Genomic DNA, 22,995 nt, shown 5'->3' with positions numbered 1-22,995 from the left:
CTGACAAGCGTAATGGCCGTAACGAAAAGTTTCGTTACGTGAACCGGTTTGGCACGCACGCGGTCAGCGCGTTCATCTGCGTCTTGTTCCTCGGATACGTGCTGATTTTCCGGCCGTCCGTCCAAGTGACGGTCTCTCAGGAGGCCGTCTACGCCCTCGGCGGTGTACTGTCCGGCGCCGCGTTCAGGGCCTTTCGTCTCCGCCGTCACCGGCACTGACACACATCCGGCGGTGGGAGGACTGCGCCATCAGCCTCTCACCGCCCACCCGGGGCGGCCTGAGCCCGGCCGCCGCCATAGCCCGCCCGCCCCGGCAAGCAGCGTGCGACAAAACCCGGGGAAATTCGGCTGTATCAGCACCGGACAACCCCCTCTGAACCCTTTTCGTGACGGGATGGAAGAACCGTGAGTGACACATGTGAGTACTGCGGCTCCGCTCTCGCCGGAGGACCGGGCAAGGGCCGGCCCCGGAAGTACTGCGGAGACGCCTGCCGCCAGGCCGCCCACCGGCGCCGCCTGCACGGCGACACCACCGCCCTGCCCGCTACACCGCAACCCACGCCGCCGGAAACCCAGCCCGAACAGCGGCCGCTCCCCCGGACCAGCCCCGCCGCCCGCACCCACGGGCCATCCGCCGGCGACGAGATCCTCACCGAGATCGCCAAAGACATCCAAGACAGCGCACGCGACCTCGCACGGTTCCTGCCGTCCTGCGACGGCGAAGAACCCTTACGGCGGATCGCCCAGCTGCACGAGCAACTCGACGGCCTGACGGCGGCCGTGGTCGGGCGTGCCCGCTACCGGCGCGTCACCTGGACCACCATCGGCTCCATCCTGCGCATCAGCGAAGACACCGCACGCCACCGCTACACCGAGCGGCACATCCTGCGCCGCCTCGCCCGCTTCAACCGCTCCGAAACCGCGCTCACCTCCCTCGCCAGCGCCTACACCGCCGCCAGCCCGCACGTCGGCGAAACCCCGGACGAAACCGCCGGCAGCGACACAGGGAACGAGACCTTCGACGCAGGCACCGAACGCGACGAAGGACCCGACCAGTCCACCCCGAGCGAGCCGTCGGGAGCGGCGTACAACCGGCTCGCCCCGATCCTGTCCATGCTGATCCGCACCGCCCAGCTCACCAACAAGGAGGTGAGCGGCCGGATCGGCTGCTCCGCCTCCTACCTGTCGCGGATCCTGTCCGGCGAACGCGTGCCCACATGGGACCTGACCCGGAAGTTCGCCCAGGCCTGCGGCGCCGACCCAGAAGTTCTGCGAACCGTCTGGGAGTCCGAGAAACTCAGCCAGAAGAGCCGCGATCTGCCTCCTGACCCGGATGAACCTCCTCTGCCCGCCGCCGAACGGCTCCGCGCCGCCGTGCACACACTGCACCTGCGCGCGGGACGCCCCGCACCCTACGACGTGGCGGTCGCGAGCCGCTGGCTACTCAGCGCCAGTGCCGTCGCCTCCATCCTCGAAGCCACGATCCTGCCGCACCACGACGTCCTGGAGACATTCGTGCGCGTCCTCGGCGGCGACGTCGACCACTTCAAGCAGCTCCTGGACAACGCCCACCGCGAAGCCGCCCACGGAGCAGAACTCCTTCACTCCACGCCTGCAGCACCGCCTACCACAGCAGTCACCGTCGGTGCGGCGAGCATGACAGCCCACCCAGACACTCACCCGCCTCAGCCGCATCCCACTGGCGCAGACGCCATCATCAAAACGTTCAGCGCAGTACTCACCGAGGATGAGACCGTCGAAGACGGCCGCGCCCGGCTTCTCCACAAACTCGCCAAGCAACACGAGCCCGCCCGACAAGCAGACAGCGGACGGACCCGGCCTCCTACCGCCCTCGCTGAGGCACTACGGCACCGCGCCCTGCCTCCGGCACACTCCATCTCCCCCCTCCGAGCCAGCACATGACCACCCCGCGCTATCGATCCCGTCCGACAGGCGCACCCCCGCCACTGGCCGCCGTGCTGACCATGAGGCGGTCTTGCTGCAGCTCAGCTGGGGCGCGACGTAGTCGCCATCCAGTCCAGGGTGGAGAGCCTTCTTCCCGATTCCAGCAGGCCGCGCAGTACCTTCTCCGCCGGGAATTCGGGCGAGCAGCCGTGACCTTCGGGCCGGCACCGATCGCACTGGTACGGCAACTGCGGGCGGCGCGGCCAGGCTATGGGGCGGGCTCGTACGTCACGGTCTGGAGCGGGCAGCCCAGCGCCACATCGTGCAGCGCCGCCAGCTCGGCTTCATCGGCGGCCAGGCCCCAGCGGAGCTTGGTGCCGACCCACTCGGCGGCGTACCGGCAGTGCACGTCGGCCGCAGGGGGCAGCCATTCGGCCGGGTCCCGGTCGGCCTTGCTGCGGTTGGAGCGGGCGGTGACCGCGACCAGCGACTGCTCGGCGCCCTGGTCGTTGGCGTACGCCTCGCGCCGCTGGGCGGTCCAGGCCGAAGCGCCGCTGTCCCAGGCTTCGGCAAGGGGCACCATGTGGTCGATGTCGAGCCCCGAGGCCGACGTCACCACGGTCGCGTCGTAGTACGACCACCAGCTGCCGCCGGTCAGACGGCAGCCAGCGCCGACCACGGGCGGCTCGATCGCCTCATGGATCAGGACCTCGGCACGGGTGTTGCAGCCGTCGGCCGGGGCGTCGCCGGCGTTCCAGTGGCGGAAGCTGTCGCGGCTGTAGCCATCGCGGGACTCGCTGCCCAGGGGAAGGCTGGCGACGGCTTCGGCCAGGGGCAGGGTCTGTGCGGCGTGGGCGGGGGACGTGAAGGTGAGGGACAGGACGGCGAGGGCGGCGGCCAGGCCGCGCAACAGAGCTTTGACCATGTGGCGTTGATAGCCACTGGCGGATGATCACATTCCGCACAAGTCCTGAGCGCCCCCCGTGTGAGTGGAATGGTCGTACTGGAGAAACGAAACAGCGGTCCGCCCGCCCGCACCTCCACAGCGACCGCCCCAAAACCGGTCGACTGGGCACGGGTCGGCCGGAGTTGGGGCCGCAAACTCGCCAAGGGCAAGAACCGCGACCAGGCCCTCACCGCGCGGATCGACGGCGAACGCCTGCCCGCCAGCCAGGCGTTGAGGGCGCGGTCGGCGACGTCAGGCCGGCCTCCCCCGCCGCCTGGCGGGCGTGATCGCTGCAACCGAGATCAGTGGTGCGGGGTGGGCGGCAGGGCCCGGTCGAGGAAGTCCAGCCGTGTCTGGCGGGGGAGCTGGCTGTCCAGTCCGAGTGCTGTGCGGATCGTTTCGGCCGTGACGTCGCGCGGGATGCCCAGGCGGCGTTCGGCGTCTCCGATGATCTCGCCGATGGTGTAGTGAGCGGCCCGGGGGTGGTGCCCGATGAGCCAGTCCAGCATCTTCGCCACGGGGGTGGTGATGCCGTAGAAGGTCGTCGGCCCGGTGTCACCGGTCGCTTCGTCGAGGTCCTTGCCGGTGACGAGTTCGTCGAGGAAGGCATGCCGGACGGTGGCTGCCAGATCGTGCGGGTCGATGATCGCCTCGGTGTCGGCGGCGACGCTCCAGGCGAGTTCGTCAGCCACCTCGTGGACGGCCGCCTCGTTGCGGTGGCGCAGGGTCCAGCGCTTGCGCCGGTCGGGGCGTTCCCAGAGCACACCGAAGAACAGGCGGGCCAGGCGTTGGCGGAGTTCGGAGGCGCCGACGGGCAGGTTGTCGTCATCGCCGGAGGCGAGTGTGGCGGCGGCGCTGTCGGGTGAGCGGTGGCGTTGTTCTGCCCAGTCCTGGGCTACGGTGCGGGCCCACAGGTTGCGGCCGTTGACGGTGGCCTGGGGTGGGGGGACGTCGCGTTGGCCGCGGGAGATGTAGGCGCGCAGAGTGGAGGCGGCGATACCGCCGATCTCGGCCAGCTCGGGTACGCCGATGAGCTGGTCGGTGGCGAGTTCGGGTGCGGAGAGGCGGACCACGCACTGGGACAGGGGGCGTGCGTTGCGGGGGCGGTGGGAGGCCCACAGGGCGAGGTGGTCGTTCCACGGGTCGGGGGGCGGTGCGTCCCGGTCAAAGTTGGCGATCTTGATCAGGCGTCCGCCGGCAGGGTGGGCGTTGTCGTCGAGGAGGTCGTCGGCGGTGATCGTGACGGCTGCTTTGACCGGGCGCCGGTCGTAGCGTTCGCCGGCGGCGTCCCAGACCTGGTCGGGCCGGTACCAGGTGGTTCCGTCCCACCAGTAGCCCCCCTGACGGAAGAGGAGTTGGGGTCCCCACAGGCTGCTGTGCCAGGACGAGGCGTCCTTGTCGGGGACCAGGAGGACGGTGCGGCCGTGGCCGGGGTGGTGACGGACGACCCAGGACAGGTCGTTGCGGATCGGGTCGGTGGTGAAGGCCAGCCAGGCCCCCTCGGTGGTGCGGTCCCTGTCCCAGCGGCCCCAGGTGCTGCCGCCTTCGTGGCGGCCTATGGCCTCGACCGCGGCGGGGTCGTCGACGGGGATGTGGCTGTCGTCGACGAACGGCAGGCCGGGGACGGGGTGGTCGGTGCGCAGGCCATTGGCGACGGGCTCGATGCGATGCATGGGTGCTGTACCTCTCCCAACCAGAGTGCTGTAGCTATATACAGCACACGAGATGCCCAACGTACAGCACACCCAAACCTAGTGCCTACAAAGGTAAGTGAGGGCCCGTCAGCCTCTCAGTAGGTGTTCTTTCAACCTCGACGCCGCAGGTCAGAGCGGCCGTGTTGCCCGTGGGGCAGGCGTCGTCGTTCCGTGACGGCGCAGTAACGGCGATGCCGGACGGCGGTAGGTCGTAGATGGGCGGCTATGCCGGAATGGTCGGCGATCACGGGCATCCCCGTCTTGCCGTGGATGCCGCCAGCTACCAGTACAGCCCTGTGATGCGAGGCCCGACAAGAGGCCCGTGATCACCGCCTCGGAGGTTGAAAAGCACCCAGTCAGCCGGACCCCGAGCATGCCACTCCGTGACGGTGACTCGAATCGCTCCGCGATTCGGCCCAACGGAATTCGCTCCGCAAATTCCCGAGAGTGCCGACGATACGAGGCTCACGCTACAGCCCGCAGTCTCGACCGACCGTCAAGTCCTTTTCGTTTCCTCATATCCTCTCGACCAGTACGCCCGATCGCGGTGTGTCATTGCTGCCGTAACCACAACGCCACGGTCATTATTTGATCATGAGAAGTCACCCCCTCGTGGTCGTGCAGGCACCAGACGACCGAGGCTTGAGAGCCGTACGCGTCGCAGGCGAACCTATCGGACAGGCCTGGTCATTGCGAGAATTGCGAAGACTTCTGCGACGAGCCGGCCTGCCCTCGGATATCGATCTTAAGAACCCAGGGTATGTTCATTGGCTGGCGGACAGCTGTTGCTGGCCCGACCGCCCGTGGAAAAGGCGTGGTACGGCCATGGTCATGGCTCTGGGGCTTCTGACATCCGTCGCCGTGCTGTCCTATGTCGGCGTCAAGGACGCCTTTAATGCGCTGGCGTACGGCGGGCGTGTCATGGGTGCCCTGTTCATGGTCGCGGCACTGATGGAGATGCTGGCTGCTTTCGCATTGTGGGACTACTGGGGGAAGAGGATCACGCCATACTCAGGCGCGGCAGTCCTTCTGGGCGTCGGGTCCGTAGCGGGCACCAATCTGACCTTCCTGGTGATTCAGATCGAGGGCGGATACTACGCCGGGTTCCTCTGGCTGTGGATCGGGCTGGCTCTCTGGTCGGTCTGGGCACTATGGGCCCTAAAGGGTGTCTGGCAAAAGATCCAGCATCCCAGGAGCGTTGCGCTGGGAGCTGCGCTGTCCGGAATCGTCGGGGTCGTCGGCCTTACCTATTCGCAGATGTACGTCCCGTATGCCACTCCCGTGAAGGTACCCTTCGGCGTCTCCTTCGGAAATCCCACGATGAGTGCGGATGGCGCGGTGCTTCACGTGCCTGCACATGTCGAGTTCCGTAACACCGGTTCAGTCACAATTGACGTCATCGGCACTATGTGGAGCGTCACAGGCTACCCGACCAAGTTGAATACCGAAGGCAACAGCATGCGTGACTGGAAAAACGATCTGTGGCAGTACGGTGCCACGCTCAGACATGTCGCTTACTCACCTTCCCACATGCTGGGGACCGAAGAGTTCGTAAACGCGGGTGCAAGGATGGACCCCGGGGACGACTTCTCAAAAGATTTCGTCGTCGATGTCCCTCTACGGTCTGGGATCGGCCGCATTGAAATCTACGCGATCACCTCCTATGTCAGGGCCGATAGAGGAAAGCTAGGAAACGACTACGGAGACTCACACCAAGCATCATGGGATACGGAATCGAAAGACGGGAAGCACACTTGGGACGCCCCCGAGTGGGTGGCAGAACCGGGAGACGCGTTCTATCGAACTGCTTCCAGGATTTACCGCAGCAGTGAAATGCTGAATCTCACGCACGCCGAGGATTACGCATCTGCCTGGTGGGTGCTGCCGCGGTGGAGAGAAGGTAGCGGGTTCGCCGAGGACGATACCGCCCCGTACATGGCGGTGAGCGTCTCCCCACATGAGGACCTCAAACAGAGCCTCAGTGATGCCGAACAAGCACCATACGGAATGAAGACCCTCAAGACAGTTACTGAGCGCACCATCGCTCAACTCCTGCAGGCGGCCAAGAAATAGCCCCCCTCACCAGCAACCGCCTTACCTCCCTTCTGCCTACTCCCGCTAACGCCTGGAAGCAGCTGCACCGTGGCGGGCGGTACGGCGGCGAGTAGGCCGATGCAGTGGATGCCGTAGTCGCGCAGCACCTGCGCTTGGCGCGGGCCGAGGCCGTGCAGGGCGTCGACCGGCAGCGGGCTCAGCCACTCGGTGACCTGGTCCGGGTCGATGGCGAGGACGCCGCCGGGGCCGCCGATCTGGCCGGAGGCTGTGGCCGCAACGGTGATCGACGGTCCGATTCCGACCCGTACGTCGGCACCGAGGCGGAACAGGGTGCACACCCGCAGCACCTCCCCAGCGCAGCGGCCGCAGTTCCCGCCCCACAGGCGCGGCCTCGCCCTCGTCACGCGCAGTGCGTTCCAGGTCGGCCCACACGTCGTCGGTCGGGGCCACATTCCAGTTCGGTGCGAGCGTCTCCTCGGCACGCCAGTCGGTGACCCGGAAGAGCTGGACCAGGTCCTGGGGGCTGCGGGTGGAGACGTAGCGGCCGCACATGCAGTCACTCTCCCCCCAGCCCTACTGGCTCCCACCGTGCCGGCTGCCGTGTCGAGCCGCATCCGCGGCGCGCGGCCGTCACGCCGGCCACGCAAGGGCCGAGGCGGTGGGGCGGCCCCTGCCCAGGGCGCAGGTACGAGGGCCGCCCGGGCCCTGCAAGTCCTGTCACATCGCAAGGCACTACGACGCTATGACCGAACGTCTTGCCCGGCCCGCTCGGTGGGCCCGGACGGGTGAGCGCCAGCAGCGCGAGCGGGCGCCTCGCCCAGGCGCGTTCTATTCTTCGTTCGAGGCGAGCGCTGCTTTTCGCCCAGAACAGGACATCGCGATGACGACTCCCGTCCCTCCGCCTACGGAGGCCGATCCCTCGGTTCTGACCTGCCGCAGCGACGAAGTCGGCCTGTGCGCCAAGTGCCAGCGGAAGACTCATCGCTACGGCCGCGGCGGGAACCCCTTGTGCTCGTACTGTCTGCCAGAGGCATCAGCGCAGTGGGGACAGAACGTGCGGCAGGCCCCCACCCCTGATCACGACAGCGGTCCGATGCGAGGGAGGGCGTGCCGGTGTGCACCCGGACGGCGGGCGAACCGGGGCGGACCGCGGCGGAGTCGTCGCCGAGTTGAGCGACGGCGGTGGTGAAACGTTCGGTGCCCAGGCCGGAGCCGTACCCGGTGCCCCGTCGGGTCCCCCGCGGGGGCGCCGTCCGCAGCCCCGCGCAGTGCGGTCGTGGCGCGCCCACGCCCGCCTTGGCCGGCGGATGAGCCCCGGCGGCGGCCGTGCGGCGCCGCCGCGGGCCGCCGTTCCGTGTCGCGGCCGCCGCCGGACGGTAGCCGGCGTGGGTCATCCCACCGTCGGGTCAGGCGATCCAGCTGTGGGTGACGGCGAGGACGGCCGAGCCGTCGAGGTCGGTGAGCTTGGTGCCGGTGAAGTCACGGGCCCACTCGGAGGTCTGGATGCGGAAGGCCGGACGGTCCGCGGTGAGCGCCTCCAGCACCGCCTCGGCAGCCTCCGGCGCGGTCTGCATCCCGCTGGAGAGCCGGGGGACGGCACGGTGGATGTACGCCTGGAGGGCCGGGGCGTACGGGCCGGCAGCAGCGATCTCGGACTCCAGGGCGAGACCGATGTTGTTGATGAACTCCGTGGCCACGCCTCCCGGTTCGACCGTTGTCAGACTGGGAGGTGCGGCCGGCGGTCTCTGCCGTGGCGCGTGTTGAGGACATCGTGCAGGCTGTCCCGCTTTGGGGAGCGGTGCAGGAAGCGGTGAAGAGACACCCTTTGGCCGTCTACTTGAGTAGACGGCCAAAGGGTGTCTTGCTGGTCAGGTTCCGCCACGGGTACAGGGGTGCGGCTAGATCATCCAGAGCTGGCGGACCGACTTGCCGTCCTTGGAGCGGATGAGGATCTCGTTGCCGCCGTCGCTCTCCTGCTCCACGAGGTAGAGCAGGGCCACAGCCCGCCGCACGGTTTCCGTGATGGAGGTCTGCTTGTGCTCCTTGTACCACCTGAGCTTTTCCGCCGTCTCGGAGTTGATGTTCACGCTGAGGCGGGTCACTTCCTGCTGCCGGAGCGCGTTGGATGTGGTGTCGGTGGTGTTCGAAGGCATGGCAAATCCCCATTCCCAGTGGTGTCGCGCGAAGCTCGGACACGACAACGATCGGGCCGTCTACCCCGGAGGTGACGAACCCGAAGTTTTCGTGGACACGTATGTGTGCCTGTGCGCGGACACGGGCGAAGCGCCCTGTTGAGCCTCGCTACGGCGAGGTCCCTGTCCCCCTGGACCTCTTCCGGCGACACAGGCGGTCTGTGCAGGCCGGCGCAGCGGTCTCCCCCTGGGTATCTGGATGACCCATCGGAACTCCTTTGCGCCGGACGTCGAAAAGCTTGTACCCCATCCTGAGGCAACACACACCTGGTGTCAAGTAATTCAGCATGGGATGCGTTCTGGATGTACATCCTATGCACATGGTATGTGTACAGAGATCACATGCTGTGTGGTAGTCTTCCCCTCCAAGGAAGGCTGGTGGCTCTCGTTCGCATCAGCAGCCCACGCCCCAGGGCCGAACCTTCGAGGGGACACCGCGCATGGCCGACCAGGGTTCGAGGAGCCGGGGATCACTGCGCACCGTGCGCGGCATAGTGATCTGCAGCAATGCGAAGATCCTTTACATCGCTCCCTTCTGGGACCTGGGCAGCCCGGGGCAACTGCAGAAGGTCCGTCAGCGCCGGCCGCAGATTGTCGAGTTCCTCGGCCCGGCCGAGGACGAACCCTCCTGCAGTACAGAGGTTCGGATGGCCGAGGACATCGATCCCGGCCCCGACACGGAGATCTGGAGGCTGGGCCCTCCACTTCGGCTGATTGCCTGCGCCCACGGCGCACGCGGGTGTAATCACACATGAGTGAGCGCACATCGGCACGAACGTTCCAGTAGGGCTGAACGCAACTTCCCCGTACGGCCGCGGCAGTCTCCCGAAGCATCCTTATGGGACGAAGACGAACCCTCGCAAGAAGGCGACGACTTCTACCGCCTCGGTCCCTGGAAACCGTGTCCCCCCATCCAGTCGGACACAGCAATTCCCCAGCAGCCCGGTCCCGACAAGGAAGCCTGACCGCCCATGGGCACCGAAGACCAGGACCTCGTCGAGGACGAAACACCAGCCGCCTCAGGCACGGATGACGACATACTCAGAGCCGTCATCAGCCAGAACATCCAGGGACAGGGCACCACCGAACCCTCCCCACCAGAACCGGCAGACCCCGAAGCCGGCACTCAACTGGGCGAGTTCGAAGAGAACGACCAGCCACGCAGGGACGAAGTCGTGGGTGAAAGGCCCTTCAACCCGCAAGAAGGCATGCACAGAACCCGGACACGGCTGGCGATGGGACTGCTCATCCTGGTCGGGGTTCTGGCCCTCGCCCCCACGGTCGCCCTGATCTTCGGCAAGCAGCTGGAGTTCACCACCGACGCCTACCGCGAAGTGAGCGCCATGTTCACCCCCCTCATCGCCCTCGCCAGCGCCGCGTTCGGCTTCTTCTTCGCCTCGGACGATCGCAACCGGCCCTGAGCAGCCCACACGCCGCGCCGGTGCCCGGATCCGGCACAAGGACCTCACACACCCTTATGTTCGGCGGAAGGCGTCGACCGCGGTGCGCATCTCCCGGGCCCGGTCCCATTCCGCTTACGAGGCGGCGGGCTCGCCGCTGATGCGGGCGACAGTCTCGGCAAAGGCCCGGTGGTCGGCGAGGACGTGACGTGCTCGCGACCAGGGCCAGCCGAAGAACTGGCGCTGGACCGGCACGGTCAGCGCGAGCAGCAGCTCCAGCTTGGTGGCCTCCTCCCGTTCGGACAGCACGACCATGCGGGCGTTGCCGGCGTAGTCAACAGCGAACTGGATGAGGTGGGAGGTGGGCCAGCTGCCCGCGTACGCCGCGACATTGTCGATCAGCCACCGGGTGGCGTCATCGAGCTGCTGCCACCAGCGCTCCCGCTCGCCTGCCAGCCGCTCGCGCATGACGGGCGTCCAGCCCGGCTCGTCGTCCGCCGGGAGCTGGACCTTCTGCAGCAGACCGCACGCCGAGATGATCCGGGTCATGTTCGCGCTGAAGGTGTCACGGGTGGCATGGACGTCGCCCAGCCGCTTCTTGCGGGCCTCCATGCGCGGGGTGACGAACAGGCCAGTCGCGAGGGCGGTCACGACGGCGGTGGCAGCGGCCACCAAGAGGGTCCACAGGATGCTGGGCATGGCGCACATGCTCCCGCACCGCGCGGGCCGCCCCGGACGCTCAGGTGACCGGGCCGTCGACCTCGCCTTGGGCCGTCCAGGTCTTGCGCACGCGCTCGGCGCCATCGGTCTCCTCGATGAGCCGGATCACCACGTTCGGGTCAGTGCCGTAGAGCCCGACCCACTCCGTGTACCGGTCCTGGGCGGTGCTGGGCACGGTCCACGCGCCCTCGACGGCCGGGCCGTCCGCCCGGAACTGCAGCCGGGCGAGATGCCTGGTCCCCATGCGCCGCTCCTCGCCTCGGTGCTCAGTCTCCATCTTTGCGCCACGGCGGAGCTGGCGGTGGTCCGGTCCTCTGCCTCGCGGACCTTGTCCCGGGCCTCCACGGCCCCGGTGTCCTAGCTCAGACACCAGCCGCAAAGTAGGAGTCGGGGCCATGTATCTGAGGGCCAACTGACCGCACCGGGTTCTGGGACACCCTCGAGAGCGGCGATGTCAGACCCTCCCGCTAGCTTCCCTCCATGGACGCAGGAGACTGGATCGCCCTCGCCGCGGTCGTCATATCGGTGGCTGCCGCCGGCATCGCCATCTGGCAGGCGAAGACCGCATCTGCCTCGGCAGACCACGCCAGGGCACAGGCCCGTGCCGCAGACGAGCAGGTACGTGTTGCCAGGGAGCAGCTCCAGCAGGCTGAGCGAGTGCACCGTGAGCAACTGGCGCTGGCCGAGCGCGTCCACCGGGAGCAGAACGAACCGTACGTAGTGGTCGACATCGCACCCAACGAGCCCGGCTCCGGAATGCTGGTGCTGACCATCCAGAACACCGGTCCCACGATGGCCCGGGACGTCCGTGTCGAGTTCACGCCCTCCTTGGAGTCCAGCGACTCCCGCCTCACGCAGCGTCTGCGGCGTGCCCTGTCCCGGCCCATCGCGGTGCTTCCGCCGGGTCGGCGGCTGGTGTATGCCGTGGACACCTTCCAGCGCTGGCAGGTTGGCCTGCCGATGGAGTTCGACGTCACCGTGCACGCGAACGGTCCGGCCGGCGCGGTGGAGCCGCTCACGTACAGGATCGACCTGGAGGTTCTGGCCGAGTCCCTGGTGGGTGAACGCCCGAACAAGCGGATCGAGGACGCGCTCGAGAAAATCGCGGGAGGCGCCAAGTCGCTGGCTGGCACGTACAAGCTGGCGAACGGCACCGCCATCCGTGCCGAGCGGCAGTGGAGCCAGGAGCAGCTTCGCCGCCTTGCCTCAGAGGACAACTAGGCAGGGAAACGGGGACGCCGCGCTACCCGCGACCTACTTTGCGGCTGGTGTCTGAGCTAGGACTCCCGGGCCTTCTCAGCGCCAACGGCTGTACCGATGTTCCCCGCGGCCGGTCCACGAGCTGGCTCACCATGACCGTGAGCCTGCGCTGGCACCAGGACGGCGGGTGGAAGGTCACCGACCTGCAGCAGAGCGACGGCCCCGAACCCGCCGACGCCACGGACTGAGCCCGTCGACCTGCGAGAGGTGCGCCCGGCCCATGCGTTGCCGATAATGCCTGCCACCCAACGAGAGCCGACAACGGGGGCGAAGAGTGACCAGGAATCAGTGGATTGCCATTGGGAGCGTAGCGGCCACGGTCATCGCCGCGTTGATCACTGCCGGGGCGATGCTCCTGGCAGACTCCGACGGCGGCGGCACCCGGAACGACTGCAGCAACTCGGCCCAATGCGCCGGTCGCGACATCAACGAGAACGCACGATGAGAGACGTCCCAAGAGCGCTGCCGATGGGGGGCATTCGAGGCGGCGCGATGGCAGTGAGCGCTGTTCTGGCTTTGTCGGCGTGCGGTGGAACAGAGATCGGTACCCAGAACAACTGCAGCACTGGCGCCGACTGCGCCGGCCGCGACCACGCCGAGGGCGGCCAGGGCAAGACCAAGGAACCGCCTGAAAGTTCCCCTTCGCCATCGTCTGCCGCATCGGCTGAGTCTGCAGCGCCCCCGACCTACTCCCTGGTTTACGAGCACAAGACCTTCGGCCTCACACTGTGGGAGTTCTGCGGTGAAGGAACCTGGTACGCCGACTTCGAAGGGCGGACGTCCAAGTTCTACTCCGCCGATGACGTCAGCAATATGGAGACTCAGGCAACGGACAGCGGTCAGCAGTTGCCGCTCGACTTCTACTACGGAGGCTGCTTTTGGGGCGCCTTCGGCAGTGACAACCCCTGGGGGATCGTCTCCTCGAAGCCGACAGGGCCAGAAGACTGCGCCAGCTCGGCGCAAAGCGCCGGGCTGAGCCACATCAACCTTCAGCCGGACAAGAACGAGGGGCAGGTAAAACCGGGCACGCTGATCTGCACGGTCACTGACGCCGGGGTAGCACTTATCCAAGTGAAGAGCCTGCGGGGCAGTAACTCGATGGATACCCCAGAGCATGTGGATCTCGATGTGACCCTCTGGAAGAAGGGCTGACGGACGCCGACGAGGAGGCCCGGGCCCCTGTCCCGGGCACACCGGCAGTGCCGTCTTTGAGGAGCACCCGCACCCGTCTGCCGTGAGCCGGTGGCGTCTCGCCCCGACCGACCGCCGACGGAGCGGCCAACGAATGGACTCCGGATAACCCACACATATCCGGAGTCCATGAACTGGCCGGGATCACCTAGTAGGGATCAACAGCGGTGCACCGCCCGTACGATGACCAGCGTGACCGTCCGCCGCACCCTTGGCACCGGCCCTCAGGCTCCCGCGCACAGCATCCGCGCCGCCCAGGCCGATCTCCTCGACGCACTGCCTGGCGTCCGCCTCCCCGACCTTGACGAGCTGCGGGGCCGTGGGGTGCTCGGAGCGCATACGGCGGCGCCCCGGGGCCCGCGTCGTGTTCTCGGAGCCGGCGGCCGCCCGGTCGACGACCCGTCCACCTCGCTCGGCTGACGCGCCCTCAGTGCTGACCGCTGAAGGACCGATAGGGTCAGTCCGGTGTCACAGTTATGCCGCTGGGGATGTCAGTCCCACGCGGCACCATGCGCTCATGAAGCTTGTCGGGTACATCCGCGTCAGCACCGACCGGCAGGTGGAGGACGGCTTCGGTCTAGCGGTCCAGGAGAAGACGATCCGCACCTGGTGTCGGCAGCAGGGCCACACCCTCGGACGCGCGATCTACCGGGACGAGGGGTACTCAGGGACCCTGCCCGCTCCCGAGCGTCCCGCACTGGCTGACGCGCTCAACGAGGTAGAAGAGGGCCAGGCAGCTGGGATCGTAGTCGGTCGGCTCGATCGGCTTGCCCGTCGTCTTGTTACGCAGGAAGCCATTCTGGCCCAGGTGTGGAAGAACAACGGACGCGTCTTCACGGCTGACCAAGGCGAGATCCTCCAGGACGATCCCGAAGACCCCATGCGCACGGCCATGCGGCAGATGATGGGCGTCTTCTCTGAGCTGGAGCACTCAATGATCGTGGCCCGGCTCCGGGCGGGGCGTAAGGAGAAGGCGATCCAGGGCGGGTACGCCTACGGCGCCCCGCCCTACGGATGGCAGGCCGTTGCCGGAGAACTTGTCGAGGAGCCCGTCGAGCAGCTCGGTCTCTCCAGGGCTCGGGAACTACGGGCGGCGGGCGCCTCACTCCGTGAGATCTGCCGCCATCTTGAAGCGGAGCAGATCCCGCCCCGTCGCAGCGATCGATGGCACCCAGAGGCCGTGCGCCGGATGCTCCAGCACGAGGCGCCCTACACCCTCCGGCCGCGTACAACCTGAGACCGCGTGTCGGTCGAACGCCGATAACGAGGTCAGCTGGACCAGATTGGAGGCAGGAGCACCCCGGCCGGAGGGGATCCGTCGAGGGCACCAGACCTGATGGTGCTTCGCCGGCCGCCTCGCTGAAGTCGACCAGGCTGCCGGAGAAGACCGCCCAGTTGGAGCCGACCGTCGCGCACCTGGGCGAGAGGCCCGCGCGATCAGGCGCACGATCGGATCATGGAGATTCTGGTACGGGTCGCACTCGGCGAGGGGAGGTTGCGGCATGCTCCTCTCGTGCTCGTTCCGCAGCGTCGTCGTCGCTTTGTGCTCTGGCCGATCTCGTGTGTCGCGCCCGTGGCCCTCATCCCCGCCCTCGTGCTCGGTTGGGCCGTGTATCGGTACGTCAGCAGTGTCCTCACGGGTGTCGGCACCGCGTTGGTGTTGTTCAGCGTCTTCCTTGCTGTCGTCTACGCCTACCGCAGGCGACGAGTAGCCCGATGGGCCCCTCAAGGACGCTACGCCCCGGACCTCTTGCCGGTATGGCTCGTAGCGCTCCTGGCCGTCGCCCTCGCCCTCCTTCTGGGCCGGGTGATCTACCAGATGGCGCTGGACTACTTCGAGCGCGAGGCTGCCGCGCAGAAGCTGACCAAGCCGGTCAACATCAACGACGTCCTCAAGGCCACCGTCACCGTCCTGACGCTGACCGGCGCGGTACTCGCTGGCGTCTATGCCTACCGCAAGCAACTCGTCGCCGAGGGCGACGCGCACCGCGCGGACGCAAGCCAGCTCGCCGAGCGCTACGCCACCGCCGCTGAACAGCTCGGCCACGACCGGGCCGCTGTCCGCCTCGCTGGCGCCTACGCCTTGGCCCGGCTCGCCGACGACTGGCAGGAACAACGCCAGGTCTGCATCGACGTACTGTGCGCCTACCTGCGAATGCCCTACGAAACCGAAACCACGGCGGCCGGCTACAAGGAGGGCGAACGCGAGGTTCGTCACACCATCATCCGTGTCATCCGTGACCACCTGCGGGACCCGGACGCCTCGGCGTCCTGGTGCCCGTACTCCTTCGACTTCACCGGCGCCACCTTCGACGGCGGCGACCTCTCGGACAGCCACTTCCAACACAGCGCCAGCTTCGACGGCGCGAAGTTCAAGGGCAGGACCGTCGCCTTCAACTTCACCGGCACGAGATTCCATGAGGGCACCGTCACCTTCCATAAGGCAGAGTTCGGCGGCACCGTGTTCTTCAACCGTGCGCAGTTCGACGGCGGAACCGTCGGCTTCCTCGGCGCGGAGTTCCGCGGCGCCCGCGTCAACTTCCTCGGCGCGAAGTTCCGCGGCACCCACATCATCTTCAAGCACGCGGACTTCGGCGGTGGCACCGTGGCCTTCCACACTGCGGAGTTCAGCGGCGGCACCGTCGACTTCCACCGCGCGAAGTTCGGTGGCGGCACCGTCGGCTTCCGCGATGCGGAGTTCAGCGGCAGCACCGTTACCTTCGACAACGCGGAGTTCGGCAGCGGCGCCATTGTCACCTTCGATGACGCGCACTTCCAAGATGGCGTCGTCACCTTCGACGGCGACACAAGGCTGGAGCCGGGCGCCGCTGTCACCTTCGAGGGCGCGGAGTTCGGCGGAACCCGCATCGCCTGGGGTCCGTTGCCGCGGCCGGCGGGGCACTAACCCGACCGCCCCCGCTTCGGTACTCCAGATAACCTCTCCTACTTCGGAGGCCGACCGGACCCTGAGCGCGGCATACGTCTCCGCGTCACTATTGCGCCGGCAACAGTGACGGCTCGCCGACGCGAGCGTGGCGCCGGCGAGGTCTGGCAGGGCACACGCGGAGTGAGATGGTCCCAACTTGCTCAGCTAGCCGCCTCAAATTCGATTTCGCTGCGGTCCTTCCTCTGCCACAGCCCAGACACCTCCTTCCTGAGGGAACGAACCGGCTCAAGGAGTTGCTCGATGAGGGGAGGGTTGAGGGCTTCCTCAATGTGACGAGGATCGTAGAGGGGCAAGTCGTTGGGAGCGGGGCGGGCGGGAACCCGCATCTCCTTCTCCGACTCCCGGCGCCTCCACGCTCGTGTCCACGCCTTGAGCCATGCACCACGCTCCTGCTCGTGCACGTCGCAGACGTTGAGGAAGGCTACGAGCTGTTCGAGCTGCAGCATGGTCTGTCCGAGAACCATGCGATGCAGGGTGGTGTGGGGAAGTAGGCCCCCGCCGCCAGCTCGCCGCTCGATTTCCTCGATCGGCATGGCGCCACTTCTGTAGTACAGGTATTGCAGTGCCGCGATCATGTCTTCGGGATCCTTGACCGCGCTCAGCTTCGGCGGACGGGTGCGGACCACCTCGCTCGTACGGTGCTCCTCCCACCGGGCTTCCCGCCACAGCTCCCGCGCGTGGGCGACGTTGCCCCCACACGCCCGCGCGAAAGCCTCCACCACGGGCAGTCTGGGGATCTTCTCCCCAGTCGTTGCGCGAGAGAGGGTCACCGAGCTGTAAACCGTCCGCTCGGCAAGCTGCTGGTACGACAGACCAGCTTGCCGTCGATGACTCCGCAACCAGATAGCGAGCCGCCCCAGGCTCCGGTTCGGCGTAGTTATGGGCTTCTCCGGCCGTCCCATAAGCGCAGCCCCTCACATACCGGGGGCAAGAGGAGCGCGGCGGGCCACGTGGGCCCCGACCAAGCCGCCGCCGGCCAGGATTTCCATTGCTGCGATGACCGGCATTCCCGCATACACGAGCACTGCACACGCAGCGATCACGATGATGATGACGACGGCCTCCGGCCAATTGAGCCGTGTCGGCGTGGTCGGCTCTTGAACACACGCGTGGCGCTGACGGTTCCTCATATCTCGATCTCCTTGGGGAGTTGGGACGCCAGAGGGAGCGCCCCTGGCGTCACGGACGGGCTGCACAACACCGCTGGGCGACTGCAATCACCCGGCTGGGGAGCATGGTGGCACTAGATCCGAAAAGCGCACACTCGTTGATGCACAGGCATCCCCGTACGCCGAGTGACAGAAGTGACGCCTTCCGGAAAGAGGCGTTCCGAATGGCCCTGACCTGCGGCGGAGCAAGCTCCGTCATTTGTCAGTGCCCCGTGGTAAGGAGAATTGATTCAGCCGCAACCCGATTCTTGTTGCAGGCGTACGCCTCGCCTTGCGAAGCTCCAACAGGTTCATTCCACACGCGGAAAACGTCTCGAAGCACGGGCTGCACAACCACTGCTCACAGACACGAACCTGACCGCCGAACCAGCTGCAACTGGAACGGCACACACGGGAGCCCCGGCATCAGGATGCCGGGGCTCCCGTGTTCTTGGACCTCACCTTCAACGCGGAGCAGGCAGAGCGGCGGGCGCGTCACCGGTCACCAGGGAGTCCCGACCAGCAGCCAGTTCCGGCACGTACTTGTAGAGGGTCGTACGGGAGACGCCCAGCAGCTTCGCAATCGACGTGACCGTGTTCTCTGGCTGTGCGAGCAGGGCGCGAGCGTGCCGGATCTGTTCCGCGTTCATGGCTGGCGGCCGGCCGATGCGCTCGCCCCGGGCGCGAGCCTCTGCCAGGCCCTCGTGGGTGCCCTGCACGATCAACTCCCGGATGAACTCTGCGAGCGCAGCGAACACGTGGAACACCAGGCGGCCGCCCGGGGTCGTGGTGTCCAGGGCCTCGTGCAGCGACTGGAAGCCGACCCCGCGCTTGCGCAGGCCGGAGACGATCGAGATCAGGTCTTGGATCGAGCGGCCCAACCTGTCGAGGGAGGGCACCACCAGCGTGTCGCCGGGGCGTACGTAGTCGAGGCACTTCCACAGTTCCTCGCGCTCCGCGTTCCGCCCGGACTTCTTCTCCTGAAAGATCCGGGCGCACCCCGCCGCCTCCAGTGCACTGATCTGCCGATCGAGCAACTGGCCCTTGGTGGAGACCCGGGCGTAACCGATGAGGACGCCGGAGGACGTCGCCGGGAACGCCGTCAAGAGATCGTCGCCGTCTGCGGCCCACTGGGGGAGTGTCGTCATGGGCGAGCACCGTACAGAAAAGGGCAGCGAGGCGTTACTGGACGCGCGCGGACTTGTTGGACGCTCTTTCTGGACGCCGAATCCCCGGCGTAGGGCCAGTTCCCTCGTTGCGCGCCCAAGTGTCCAACAAGAGATCGGTTCTTGGACAACGGCGCCCAGACGCCGACACGCCCCGCCGTCGCCGACTTCCGGCAGCGTCGGCTTCACCATACGACCGCTGCCATCACAGATGCCAGGAAGTGGTCAGGCTCGACTGGCATGGTTCACCATCGTCGGGTGGACCATGAGAGCGGCTCCCATGAGCCTGACGAAGCCGAGCCCCCTGCGGCGCCGAGTTCCAAGGGTGCCGATGGAAGAAAGCCTGATGCTGGCAATGTCTTGCCGCCGTCGTACCGGACAATCTTGCAAGTCTCTGCCGGGTTCCGCGCCATGGCGGAAGACGTGGCCCGGACGCAACGGTTCATCAATCAAGCCGTTGCACCCTTGCAACACGTCATTGCCGAATCCCAGCGCTTTCAGCAGATGATTCGCGACAGCATGCCGGATCTCTCCTTCATTGCTCCGCGGATCGACTGGGCGCAGTTCCGGGGCCTGGCCGATACCGTCGCCAAGGCCCAGCGTGTCCTCGAACGGGTTGTTCCGAGCAACTGGCTGGGAGAATCCCTCGACTACGACGCGATGCCGCCCATCCTGGAAGGTGGCACGCCGCTCGCTTGGGTGCCCTCCGCTCCCATCATCCGCCAACTGCTGGCTGCGCCCGATGCACAAGCTCGCGCTCAAGCGCTGGAGGAGAACACCGAGGAGATCGTGGCCTCGTGCCGAGAAGCTCTCAGTGCCGTCAGCCAGCCAGGCCTCCGACAGCAGGCAGCCATGCTCGAGGACTGCTTGACCATGGTTGAGGCCAGCACGCTGGGGGGCGCTCAAGCACTCGCAGCCTCGGTCTGGGACACGGTCTACCGGGGCGTATGGCGCGCCGAACCGGCTTTGAAGACAGCCGGATTCTTCAAGTACAAGGACGTAGCCAAGAAGCTCCCCAAGATAGACCTAGACGACTCCACCTTGCTGCAGTTCCGCCAGGCCTGTGTATTCGCGCCGTTCGTGAAAGCCTGCGAGGACTTCCACGACAGCCACCCGGTTCCTACCGTCTTCAACCGTCATGCCACCGCTCACGCTGCCGGATCCACCCAATACAGCAGAGCGAACGCACTGACGGCACTCATGCTGGCCGTGAGCCTCCTGCGTGAACTGGAGCAGGGAGACCTCTCCTATTCGATTCGCAGCTAACGATGGAAGGCGTACCACTGGAAGGCCTGCGGCTTCCCGCTGGGCCTGCCATGTGCTGTTCGGACGCTCATGAGTCCACGAGGTACGCCTTCTCCCCCGCCATCAGCGGTGCGTCGGCAGGCCCCTTGATGTAACTGGCTGTTCTCTAACCGTCCGTGTGGTCGGTGGGATTCGAATAGGGGCCTGGTTCGGGTGAGTCGGCCGGTGCAGGTGCATGGAAGAAGGGCCTCTTGGTAGCTCGCGGTTGTCGAGTCCAGCGAGAAGCAAGAGGCCCTGTTGTCGAAGTGTCGCGTGGTCGTGGTCGCCGGGTCCAGTTCGTCCACTCCGGGGTGTGACTGCCTCGCCCATCGGTTCGGGAACGCGGCCGACCGGCCGGAGCGCCGGCCCCGGTACGACTCGGACATGAGCGATGCGGAGTGGGCACGGGTGCGGGATCTGCTGCCGGTTCCGGGATGGCTGGCGGGCCGGGGCGGCAGGCCGGAGGGCTACTGCCACCGGCAGATGATCGACGCGGTGCGCTACCTCGTCGACAACGGCATCAAGTGGCGCGCCATGCCTGCGGACTTCCCGCCCTGGCCGCGGGTGTATGCCTTCTTCGCCCGCTGGCGGGATACGGGGCTGGTGGCCGAGCTGCACGACCGGCTGCGCGAGGCCGTCCGCGGAGCTGAGGGCCGCGGCCCGGAGCCGAGCGCAGGCGTGGTGGACTCGCAGTCGGTGAAGGCGGACGCCACCGTCACCCATGTCTCGCGGGGGTTCGACGCCGGCAAGAAGGTCAACTGTGATAGTCGAGCTGCGGCCCGGGTTGGGCTGCTGCCAGGCTCGGCGCCGACGTTCCGGCATGACCCACAAGGTAATTGGCGGCTCGTTGCAGCCTGCCGTTCGCCCGAGTTGTCTGCCGGACGTCGGCGTCGGCCTGGCCCACCCCGTTGGCTTGATCAGCAGCTTGTCCGCCATCTCGACGTGACTCATCACAGTTCTGCCACGCGGTGACTCCACCCAGGCCGACGCCGACCACGGCCGTCCTGAGCCCGAAGGAGAACAACCGCGTGACCATGCTCGCAGAACAGGTCGACGGCGTCATCGGCGTCGACACCCACCGCGACACCCTCGCTGCCGCATCCGTGTCCCCGATCGGGGCCGTCCTGGCCACCACGGATTGCCCGGCGAACGCCCGCGGCTACCGTCACCTCCTGGACTTCGCCCGACAGCATGTCCCCGGCCGCCGCTGCTGGGCGCTGGAGGGCGTCGGCAGCTTCGGCGCCGGGCTGGCCGCCTTCCTCGACCAGGCCGGCGAACAGGTCGTCGAGGTGCTGCGGCCCAAGCGGCCGGCCGTCCGCGGTGGACGCAAGACCGACATGCTCGACGCCATCCGGGCAGCCAAGGAGGCCCTGTCCACCGAGCACCTCATCCAGCCCCGGGTCAGAGGCGAACGCGAGGCCCTGCGCGTCCTGCTCGTCACCCGCCACGGCGCGGTCCTCGCCTCCACCGCTGCGGTCAACCAGCTCAAAGGCTTGATCGTGTCCGCGCCGGACGACCTGCGATCCGAGCTACGAAAGCTCAAGCGCCCCGCCCAGGTCACCCATTGCGCTCAACTTCGAGATCGCCCGACGCACGGCGTCGAGCACCGGATGACCGCCCGGGCTCTGCGGTCCACCGCCCAGCGCATCCAGGCCCTGCAGGTCGAGGCCAAGGACCTCGAGAACGAGATCCTCGCGCTGGTACGGCAGTTGGCCCCCGAGCTCCTCGATCTGCTCGGCGTCGGACCGATCACCGCAGCTCAGATCCTGGTCAGCTGGTCGCATCCGGGCCGGTTCCGCTCCGAGGCGGCCTTCGCCTCATTCGCCGGAGTCTCACCCATCCCCGCATCCTCCGGGCTGACCAACCGACACCGGATCAACCGCAGCGGCGACCGACAACTCAACCGAGCCCTGCACACCATCACGCTCATCCGGATGCGGTTGGACCCTGCGACGAAGACGTACGTTGCCCGCCGAGTCGCCGAAGGCAAGACCTCACGCGACGCACAACGCTGCCTCAAGCGAGCCATTTGCCGGCAGCTCTACAAGATCCTTGAACGCTCCGACCCCACCGGAACGAAACCCAAGGAGCTCCCTCAAGTGGCTTGACGCGATATAGCAGCCTCGGGCGCAAGCGCCACCTGCTCACCGACACCCTCGGGCTCCTTCTGGCCGTGCTGGTCACGCCGGCCTCCACGACCGACCGGGACGCCGCCCGCATCCTGCTGCCCGCAGCAAAGAAGCACTTGAGGCGGCTGGTGCGGGTCTGGGCCGACGGCGGTTGCACCGGCCACCTCACCGACTGGGCTGCCCTGCACCTCGGACTGGTCCTGGACATCGTCCGCCGCAGCGACGACGTCCAAGGTTTTCAGGTCCTGCCCCGCCGCTGGGTGGTGGAAAGATCCTTCGCCTGGCTCCTGCGCAGCCGGCGGCTGGTGCGTGACTACGAGCGGCGCACCGACACCAGCGAGGCCGTCATCCTGTGGTCGATGACCATGCTCATGAGCCGCCGCCTGGCCGCCCGGCACCAGCAGCGTCCTGCTCCGGCGCGGGCAGCGTGAACCTGCCCGGCTTCGCCTCCACCAGCCAGCCCCGTTCCACCAGCCGTTTCAGCCGGGCCCGCGCTCCCTCGACCCGGGAGGCGGACGCGCTGTCCCAGCCCAGCACCACCGCTGCCCGCCGGGCACCCAGCCCATCGGATCCCGCCTCCAGGGCGGCGGCCATCAACGCCTGGTAGTCCACCGACAACACCTCGGTCCCGGCCGCGTCCTGACGGTGCGGCACCGCCCGGCGCGGCCCCACCGGCTTCCTCTGCGACACCCCGTCGGCCACCACGGCGGGCGCATCCGCCTCGGCCAGCGCCTCCAGGTACTGCTCCAGGCCGATCACCCGGCGCCTGAGCACCTCTTCCGCCTCCGCCAGAGCCGCCCGCACCCGCTCCAGCTCGGCTTCGAGTTCCTCCACCCGCACCGCAGCGGCCTTCTGCCGCGCTTCCAAAACCGCCCGCATCGATGGCACCCGCCACCCCCACGACATCTCGGCCAGCAACGGACCGAGACTCCCGCGACAACCGCGATCTCACGCCTGAC

General features: G+C 67.3%; 24 protein-coding genes and 1 pseudogene. 13 read left to right on the top strand and 12 right to left on the bottom strand.

All coding sequences use genetic code 11. The features are described 5' to 3' along the window. The first annotated feature begins 404 nt into the window (after positions 1 to 404). Positions 405 to 1,922: a helix-turn-helix domain-containing protein gene (locus ACFV7R_RS35100; protein ID WP_385270888.1), complete on the top strand. Its 1,518-nt coding sequence runs from the start codon at positions 405 to 407 to the stop codon at positions 1,920 to 1,922. Between the two features lie 250 nt (positions 1,923 to 2,172). Here the strand turns inward: ACFV7R_RS35100 and ACFV7R_RS35095 are convergent, their stop codons facing one another. Both ACFV7R_RS35095 and ACFV7R_RS35090 read right to left on the bottom strand, forming a co-directional pair. Further along, positions 2,173 to 2,829, bottom strand: a complete 657-nt coding sequence (locus ACFV7R_RS35095; protein ID WP_385270885.1) for an HNH endonuclease family protein — start codon at positions 2,827 to 2,829, stop codon at positions 2,173 to 2,175. Between the two features lie 323 nt (positions 2,830 to 3,152). Beyond that, the gene (locus ACFV7R_RS35090) at positions 3,153 to 4,523 is read right to left on the bottom strand and encodes a hypothetical protein (RefSeq protein ID WP_385270882.1); all 1,371 of its coding nucleotides are present in this window, start codon (positions 4,521 to 4,523) and stop codon (positions 3,153 to 3,155) included. Positions 4,524 to 5,369: 846 nt separating this feature from the next. On the opposite strand from ACFV7R_RS35090, the gene ACFV7R_RS35085 reads away from it, so the two are divergent. Then, positions 5,370 to 6,617 carry a hypothetical protein gene (locus tag ACFV7R_RS35085; protein WP_385270880.1) on the top strand — a complete coding sequence of 416 codons (1,248 nt, stop codon included), beginning with the start codon at positions 5,370 to 5,372 and terminating at the stop codon, positions 6,615 to 6,617. Here the strand turns inward: ACFV7R_RS35085 and ACFV7R_RS35080 are convergent. The 4 genes and pseudogenes from ACFV7R_RS35080 to ACFV7R_RS35065 all read right to left on the bottom strand — a co-directional run bounded on the left by ACFV7R_RS35080 (position 6,590) and on the right by ACFV7R_RS35065 (position 8,752). Continuing rightward, entirely contained in the window at positions 6,590 to 7,003 is a 414-nt protein-coding gene (locus ACFV7R_RS35080) for a hypothetical protein (RefSeq protein WP_385270940.1), read from the bottom strand. The genes ACFV7R_RS35085 and ACFV7R_RS35080 overlap by 28 nt on opposite strands. Continuing rightward, positions 6,948 to 7,151 (bottom strand): annotated as a pseudogene (locus tag ACFV7R_RS35075) (SOS response-associated peptidase family protein); the annotation flags it as partial. The gene ACFV7R_RS35080 and the pseudogene ACFV7R_RS35075, both read right to left, overlap by 56 nt. Before the next feature lie 854 nt (positions 7,152 to 8,005). Continuing rightward, on the bottom strand, positions 8,006 to 8,296 hold the full coding sequence (locus ACFV7R_RS35070; protein ID WP_385270877.1) for a hypothetical protein: 291 nt from the start codon (positions 8,294 to 8,296) through the stop codon (positions 8,006 to 8,008). A gap of 201 nt (positions 8,297 to 8,497) precedes the next feature. Further along, positions 8,498 to 8,752 carry a hypothetical protein gene (locus ACFV7R_RS35065; RefSeq protein ID WP_385270874.1) on the bottom strand — a complete coding sequence of 85 codons (255 nt, stop codon included), beginning with the start codon at positions 8,750 to 8,752 and terminating at the stop codon, positions 8,498 to 8,500. A gap of 479 nt (positions 8,753 to 9,231) precedes the next feature. Here ACFV7R_RS35065 and ACFV7R_RS35060 point away from each other — a divergent pair, with 479 nt between their 5' ends. Both ACFV7R_RS35060 and ACFV7R_RS35055 read left to right on the top strand, forming a co-directional pair. Beyond that, positions 9,232 to 9,546 (top strand): hypothetical protein, encoded by a 315-nt coding sequence (locus tag ACFV7R_RS35060; protein ID WP_385270871.1) that lies wholly within the window; start codon positions 9,232 to 9,234, stop codon positions 9,544 to 9,546. A gap of 216 nt (positions 9,547 to 9,762) precedes the next feature. After that, entirely contained in the window at positions 9,763 to 10,212 is a 450-nt protein-coding gene (locus ACFV7R_RS35055) for a hypothetical protein (protein WP_385270868.1), read from the top strand. Between the two features lie 114 nt (positions 10,213 to 10,326). Here the strand turns inward: ACFV7R_RS35055 and ACFV7R_RS35050 are convergent, their stop codons facing one another. Beyond that, a complete protein-coding gene (locus ACFV7R_RS35050) occupies positions 10,327 to 10,890 on the bottom strand; it encodes a hypothetical protein (RefSeq protein WP_385270866.1) in 564 nt (187 codons plus the stop codon). 40 nt (positions 10,891 to 10,930) lie between these two features. Further along, a complete protein-coding gene (locus tag ACFV7R_RS35045) occupies positions 10,931 to 11,155 on the bottom strand; it encodes a hypothetical protein (RefSeq protein ID WP_385270863.1) in 225 nt (74 codons plus the stop codon). 236 nt (positions 11,156 to 11,391) lie between these two features. Between ACFV7R_RS35045 and ACFV7R_RS35040 the strand changes: the two genes are divergently transcribed. From ACFV7R_RS35040 to ACFV7R_RS35020, 5 genes are all read left to right on the top strand, one after another. Further along, positions 11,392 to 12,132 (top strand): hypothetical protein, encoded by a 741-nt coding sequence (locus tag ACFV7R_RS35040; protein WP_385270860.1) that lies wholly within the window; start codon positions 11,392 to 11,394, stop codon positions 12,130 to 12,132. 531 nt (positions 12,133 to 12,663) lie between these two features. Beyond that, positions 12,664 to 13,323, top strand: a complete 660-nt coding sequence (locus ACFV7R_RS35035; protein ID WP_385270857.1) for a hypothetical protein — start codon at positions 12,664 to 12,666, stop codon at positions 13,321 to 13,323. Positions 13,324 to 13,554: 231 nt separating this feature from the next. Then, entirely contained in the window at positions 13,555 to 13,782 is a 228-nt protein-coding gene (locus ACFV7R_RS35030) for a hypothetical protein (RefSeq protein ID WP_385270854.1), read from the top strand. Positions 13,783 to 13,879: 97 nt separating this feature from the next. After that, the gene (locus tag ACFV7R_RS35025) at positions 13,880 to 14,599 is read left to right on the top strand and encodes a recombinase family protein (RefSeq protein ID WP_385270851.1); all 720 of its coding nucleotides are present in this window, start codon (positions 13,880 to 13,882) and stop codon (positions 14,597 to 14,599) included. Positions 14,600 to 14,818: 219 nt separating this feature from the next. Continuing rightward, positions 14,819 to 16,267: a pentapeptide repeat-containing protein gene (locus tag ACFV7R_RS35020; RefSeq protein WP_385270848.1), complete on the top strand. Its 1,449-nt coding sequence runs from the start codon at positions 14,819 to 14,821 to the stop codon at positions 16,265 to 16,267. 182 nt (positions 16,268 to 16,449) lie between these two features. Here the strand turns inward: ACFV7R_RS35020 and ACFV7R_RS35015 are convergent, their stop codons facing one another. The 3 genes from ACFV7R_RS35015 to ACFV7R_RS35005 form a co-directional block, all read right to left on the bottom strand. After that, a complete protein-coding gene (locus ACFV7R_RS35015; protein ID WP_385270845.1) occupies positions 16,450 to 17,211 on the bottom strand; it encodes a helix-turn-helix domain-containing protein in 762 nt (253 codons plus the stop codon). A gap of 12 nt (positions 17,212 to 17,223) precedes the next feature. Beyond that, positions 17,224 to 17,439 carry a hypothetical protein gene (locus tag ACFV7R_RS35010; RefSeq protein WP_385270843.1) on the bottom strand — a complete coding sequence of 72 codons (216 nt, stop codon included), beginning with the start codon at positions 17,437 to 17,439 and terminating at the stop codon, positions 17,224 to 17,226. A gap of 482 nt (positions 17,440 to 17,921) precedes the next feature. Continuing rightward, complete coding sequence (locus ACFV7R_RS35005; protein ID WP_385270840.1) at positions 17,922 to 18,605, bottom strand: recombinase family protein; 684 nt, start codon at positions 18,603 to 18,605, stop codon at positions 17,922 to 17,924. 276 nt (positions 18,606 to 18,881) lie between these two features. Between ACFV7R_RS35005 and ACFV7R_RS35000 the strand changes: the two genes are divergently transcribed. From ACFV7R_RS35000 to ACFV7R_RS34985, 4 genes are all read left to right on the top strand, one after another. Then, the gene (locus tag ACFV7R_RS35000; protein WP_385270837.1) at positions 18,882 to 19,889 is read left to right on the top strand and encodes a hypothetical protein; all 1,008 of its coding nucleotides are present in this window, start codon (positions 18,882 to 18,884) and stop codon (positions 19,887 to 19,889) included. Positions 19,890 to 20,291: 402 nt separating this feature from the next. Further along, the gene (locus ACFV7R_RS34995) at positions 20,292 to 20,879 is read left to right on the top strand and encodes a transposase (RefSeq protein ID WP_385270834.1); all 588 of its coding nucleotides are present in this window, start codon (positions 20,292 to 20,294) and stop codon (positions 20,877 to 20,879) included. A gap of 62 nt (positions 20,880 to 20,941) precedes the next feature. Next, entirely contained in the window at positions 20,942 to 22,015 is a 1,074-nt protein-coding gene (locus tag ACFV7R_RS34990; protein ID WP_385270937.1) for an IS110 family transposase, read from the top strand. Next, positions 22,012 to 22,467, top strand: a complete 456-nt coding sequence (locus ACFV7R_RS34985) for a transposase (RefSeq protein ID WP_385270831.1) — start codon at positions 22,012 to 22,014, stop codon at positions 22,465 to 22,467. Before ACFV7R_RS34990 ends, ACFV7R_RS34985 begins: the two co-directional genes overlap by 4 nt. On the opposite strand, the gene ACFV7R_RS34980 is transcribed toward ACFV7R_RS34985, so the two are convergent. Beyond that, positions 22,406 to 22,915, bottom strand: a complete 510-nt coding sequence (locus ACFV7R_RS34980) for a hypothetical protein (RefSeq protein WP_385270828.1) — start codon at positions 22,913 to 22,915, stop codon at positions 22,406 to 22,408. The genes ACFV7R_RS34985 and ACFV7R_RS34980 overlap by 62 nt on opposite strands. Between the last annotated feature and the right edge of the window lie 80 nt (positions 22,916 to 22,995).

Source organism: Streptomyces sp. NPDC059866, from assembly GCF_042731325.1.
GTDB lineage: Bacteria > Actinomycetota > Actinomycetes > Streptomycetales > Streptomycetaceae > Streptomyces > Streptomyces flavusporus.
This window is presented reverse-complemented; position numbering and strand designations above follow the sequence as displayed.

Bases quoted from the DNA above. Each gene is read 5' to 3' on its own strand.
- ACFV7R_RS35095 (WP_385270885.1), bottom strand. From the start codon at position 2,829: ATGGTCAAAGCTCTGTTGCGCGGCCTGGCCGCCGCCCTCGCCGTCCTG.
- ACFV7R_RS35090 (WP_385270882.1), bottom strand. From the start codon at position 4,523: ATGCATCGCATCGAGCCCGTCGCCAATGGCCTGCGCACCGACCACCCC.
- ACFV7R_RS35085 (WP_385270880.1), top strand. From the start codon at position 5,370: ATGGTCATGGCTCTGGGGCTTCTGACATCCGTCGCCGTGCTGTCCTAT.
- ACFV7R_RS35065 (WP_385270874.1), bottom strand. From the start codon at position 8,752: ATGCCTTCGAACACCACCGACACCACATCCAACGCGCTCCGGCAGCAG.
- ACFV7R_RS35060 (WP_385270871.1), top strand. From the start codon at position 9,232: ATGGCCGACCAGGGTTCGAGGAGCCGGGGATCACTGCGCACCGTGCGC.
- ACFV7R_RS35055 (WP_385270868.1), top strand. From the start codon at position 9,763: ATGGGCACCGAAGACCAGGACCTCGTCGAGGACGAAACACCAGCCGCC.
- ACFV7R_RS35050 (WP_385270866.1), bottom strand. From the start codon at position 10,890: ATGCCCAGCATCCTGTGGACCCTCTTGGTGGCCGCTGCCACCGCCGTC.
- ACFV7R_RS35045 (WP_385270863.1), bottom strand. From the start codon at position 11,155: ATGGGGACCAGGCATCTCGCCCGGCTGCAGTTCCGGGCGGACGGCCCG.
- ACFV7R_RS35040 (WP_385270860.1), top strand. From the start codon at position 11,392: ATGGACGCAGGAGACTGGATCGCCCTCGCCGCGGTCGTCATATCGGTG.
- ACFV7R_RS35035 (WP_385270857.1), top strand. From the start codon at position 12,664: ATGGCAGTGAGCGCTGTTCTGGCTTTGTCGGCGTGCGGTGGAACAGAG.
- ACFV7R_RS35025 (WP_385270851.1), top strand. From the start codon at position 13,880: ATGAAGCTTGTCGGGTACATCCGCGTCAGCACCGACCGGCAGGTGGAG.
- ACFV7R_RS35020 (WP_385270848.1), top strand. From the start codon at position 14,819: ATGGAGATTCTGGTACGGGTCGCACTCGGCGAGGGGAGGTTGCGGCAT.
- ACFV7R_RS35015 (WP_385270845.1), bottom strand. From the start codon at position 17,211: ATGGGACGGCCGGAGAAGCCCATAACTACGCCGAACCGGAGCCTGGGG.
- ACFV7R_RS35010 (WP_385270843.1), bottom strand. From the start codon at position 17,439: ATGAGGAACCGTCAGCGCCACGCGTGTGTTCAAGAGCCGACCACGCCG.
- ACFV7R_RS35005 (WP_385270840.1), bottom strand. From the start codon at position 18,605: ATGACGACACTCCCCCAGTGGGCCGCAGACGGCGACGATCTCTTGACG.
- ACFV7R_RS34995 (WP_385270834.1), top strand. From the start codon at position 20,292: ATGAGCGATGCGGAGTGGGCACGGGTGCGGGATCTGCTGCCGGTTCCG.
- ACFV7R_RS34990 (WP_385270937.1), top strand. From the start codon at position 20,942: ATGCTCGCAGAACAGGTCGACGGCGTCATCGGCGTCGACACCCACCGC.
- ACFV7R_RS34980 (WP_385270828.1), bottom strand. From the start codon at position 22,915: ATGCGGGCGGTTTTGGAAGCGCGGCAGAAGGCCGCTGCGGTGCGGGTG.